Here is a 3,441-nt window from a genome sequence, read left to right as displayed (position 1 = left end):
TGTTGTCAAAAAATGTTTGAAAAATATCATCTTCCTTGCAATAAGACAATTCAAAACACCCTATCTAATTATAATTTTCTAATATTAAATACTATTACAATAACATTATAACATTATTATTTGTTTTTTCCTAAATTATTCCCCTTTTTCTTTAATAAGCTCTTCTAACTCCTCCTTAGTAAGCTCTCTATATTCTCCTGGGTGTAAATTATAATCAAGCTTTAAATCTCCCATAGAAATCCTTCTTAAATATATGACTTTCATCCCAATAGATTGGAACATCCTTTTAACTTGGTGGTATTTCCCTTCATATATAGTTAATTTTATTTTAGATACAGTATCACTTTCTATTATTTCTAACTCTGATGGCATAGTCTTATAACCATCATCCAAAATCACTCCTTCTTTAAATTTATCAATATGCTTTTCTTCTACTACACCCCTTATTTCTGCATAATAGGTTTTTGGAACTTTCCTATTAGGTGATAAAAGAGAATGAGCTAGTTTGCCATCATTAGTTAAAAGTAGTAACCCTTCTGTATCTTTGTCTAATCTGCCTACTGGGAAAGGTTCAAATATTAGATGTTGTACTTCAAGTAAACTTAATACAGTCCTATCACTTGGATCATATGTAGAAGAAACTACACCACTAGGTTTATTCATCATTAGGTAAATATATTTTCTATACTCTATTATTTGATTGTCAAATTGAATTTTATCTTCATAAGGATCTACTTTCATAGCTCTATTTTTAACTACTTTATTGTTAACCATAACTCTTCCATCTCTAACTGCCTTCATTATATCTTTTCTACTTCCAAAACCCATATTTGAAATTACTTTATCTAGTCTTTCTTTTTTATTCATAAACTCACCCTTTTGCCTTTTTATTTATATCTAGAATATTCTAGTTAAAATCTATACAAAATAAAGATATGAAATAAATAAATTTGAAAGGAGAATTCTAATGAGGGTTGAAAAAACTAATACAACTTTAGACGGAGTAAAATGTGTTGTAAATACTTGTGCTTATTACGAACATGGAGATCACTGTTCTGCTTCAAAAATAGAAATACAACCACGAAATGCATCTTCTACTAAAGAAACAGATTGTGTCACATTTTCACCAGATAATCAACTAACATAATTACTAAATAGGCAGGAGGTTCCTGCCTATTTCCTTTATTTTTTAAATCTTTCTAATGCCTTTCCATTTAGATAATTACACTTTCTCCCTTGAAAGGTCCCTCTTTCTTCCATCTCCGATATAATTTCATCCCTTATTTTCCACCAACTCTCATTCCAGTTTACAAATAAGGTATTTTCTTCTGGTGCCCTACCTAATAACCTTTGAACTACAATATTAGGACTTAAGTATTCTAAAAATGCAATAACCCTTTCTATATATTCTTCTTTAGAAACAAGAGAAATATTCCCTTCTTTATACATACTACCTAGAACTGTATTTTCTACTATATAAAGAGCATGTAATTTTACTTCTTCAACCTCTAAAGCTGAAAGTATTTTTGCACCTTCCTTTATATCATCCATATCATCCCAAGGGAAATTAGGAATCATATGGACACAAGTTCTAATATTATACCTTTTATTTCTAAGAACTCCATCTATAAACTCGGCTAATGTGTGGCCTCTATTAATTTTATTTAATGTATGATAGTTTACTGTCTGTAAGCCTAGTTCTACTGTTATATCTAAGTCATATTCATCTTTTATTTCTGCTAAAAATTCTAAATAATCATTATTTATACAATCTGGACGAGTGGATATAGAAATTCCTACTATATCATCCATTAGTGCTTCCTTTATTACTCTTTTAAAATCATTTAAGGGCATATATGTGTTAGTAAAATTCTGAAAATAGGCTATAAATTTCTTAGCTTTATATCTATCTTTTATATAATCCTTATTTGCTGTTAATTGCTCCTTTACATCTAAACTATTAGGTAAATTTTCAAAGGAACCTCCTTCTTCACCACAATATATACATCCTCCAGATCCAACACACCCATCTCTATTAGGACAGGTAAGAGGTAATTTTATAGGAAGTTTATATACTTTTTCTCCAAATTTCCCTTTCAAATATTTTGAATATACATTATATACATTTATTTCCATATATATTTCCACCTTATATTTAATCTACATTTCTTCTTTAATAAAATCTAATACCTTTTTAGGATGCCCTGTTGCTCTTATATTTCTAAATTCTTTTACTATATTTCCTTCTTTATCTATTATAAAAGTAGATCTTTCTACCCCTATATATTCTCTACCATACATTTTTTTAAGTTTCATTACATCATATAAATTATGAACCTTTTCATCTTCATCACTTAATAATAAGAAAGGTAGTTCTAATTTATCCCTAAATTTAGCATGAGATTTTAATTTGTCTCTACTAATACCTAGTATTACTATATCTAACTTTTTAAATTCTTCATATAAATCTCTAAACTCTATAGCCTCTGTTGTACATCCAGAAGTATTATCCCTTGGGTAAAAATATAAAACTACATTTTTTCCCCTAAAATCTTTTAAAGAAATATTTTTACCATCGGTTTCTTTTAATGTAAACTCTGGTGCTTTCTTCATGAAAATTCCTCCTTTACACCTCTAAAACCTTATCTAAAATATAAGCTAGTCCACCTTCGTTATTATTTTTTTCAGTAATAATATCAGCATATTTTCTAACTACTTCAGTTCCATTTTTCATAGCTATTCCTAAGCCAGCTTTCTTAAGCATCTCAATATCATTATTATCATCGCCAATAGTAATTATTTCATTTTCTAGTATTCCTTTACCCCTTGCATATTCCCTTAAACTTAACCATTTGCATCCCTCTGGATGCATGACCTCCAAAAGTCCATTAGCCGAAGTAATATTATGCATAATATGAGAGCTATATTTCCTTGGATATTTCTTATTTATATCTAAATACAACTCTTCTAACTCTTCTTTTTCTCCTATAAACACTACGGTGAGTACTTTAGGATCCTTTAACTTTGTAATATCTTCAACCTGTCTATGCCTTTTAGGGTCTTTATATAGATAATTATTATATTTTTCATTTTTCTTATCTAATTCTATAACTATATCATAACCATTATTATATTCATTAACATGTACTATTGGATATAACCCTTTAATCTTTCCTTCTTCTACTAAAATATGATAATCCCTTGGTTCCATATATTTTTCCATTAACACTTTATCATTTTTAGATTCTCTTACGATGGTACCGTTATTAGCTAATATCACTAAGTCATTATTTATATCCTTTATAAACATTTTTGCAGACCAATATCTTCTACCTGTAGCAATTACTATTTCATATCCTTTATCTAATAGTTTTTTTAATATTTCCTTATTTTCTGCTGGAATATTTTTATCATCATCTAGTAATGTTCCATCCAAATCAA

General features: G+C 28.3%; 5 protein-coding genes. 1 reads left to right on the top strand and 4 read right to left on the bottom strand.

Annotation, left to right across the window (positions count from 1 at the left end; all coding sequences use genetic code 11):
• Positions 1–135: 135 nt before the first annotated feature.
• A complete protein-coding gene (locus VK071_09925) occupies positions 136–867 on the bottom strand; it encodes a pseudouridine synthase (protein HLR35623.1) in 732 nt (243 codons plus the stop codon).
• A 100-nt stretch (positions 868–967) separates the two neighbouring features.
• Between VK071_09925 and VK071_09920 the strand changes: the two genes are divergently transcribed.
• Positions 968–1,147: a DUF1540 domain-containing protein gene (locus VK071_09920; protein HLR35622.1), complete on the top strand. Its 180-nt coding sequence runs from the start codon at positions 968–970 to the stop codon at positions 1,145–1,147.
• A 35-nt stretch (positions 1,148–1,182) separates the two neighbouring features.
• Here VK071_09920 and VK071_09915 read toward each other — a convergent pair whose 3' ends face one another.
• The 3 genes from VK071_09915 to VK071_09905 form a co-directional block, all read right to left on the bottom strand.
• Positions 1,183–2,136, bottom strand: a complete 954-nt coding sequence (locus tag VK071_09915) for a TIGR01212 family radical SAM protein (GenBank protein ID HLR35621.1) — start codon at positions 2,134–2,136, stop codon at positions 1,183–1,185.
• A gap of 24 nt (positions 2,137–2,160) precedes the next feature.
• Positions 2,161–2,613, bottom strand: coding sequence for a thioredoxin-dependent thiol peroxidase (bcp, locus tag VK071_09910; GenBank protein ID HLR35620.1), 453 nt, complete (start codon positions 2,611–2,613; stop codon positions 2,161–2,163).
• A gap of 13 nt (positions 2,614–2,626) precedes the next feature.
• Positions 2,627–3,441, bottom strand: an 815-nt coding sequence (locus VK071_09905) for a Cof-type HAD-IIB family hydrolase (protein HLR35619.1), incomplete at its 5' end; no start/stop codon positions are given.

This window comes from Tissierellales bacterium (assembly GCA_035301805.1).
GTDB lineage: Bacteria > Bacillota > Clostridia > Tissierellales > DATGTQ01 > DATGTQ01.
Note: the sequence above shows the minus strand (reverse complement) of the source record. Positions and strands in the feature narration are given on the sequence as shown.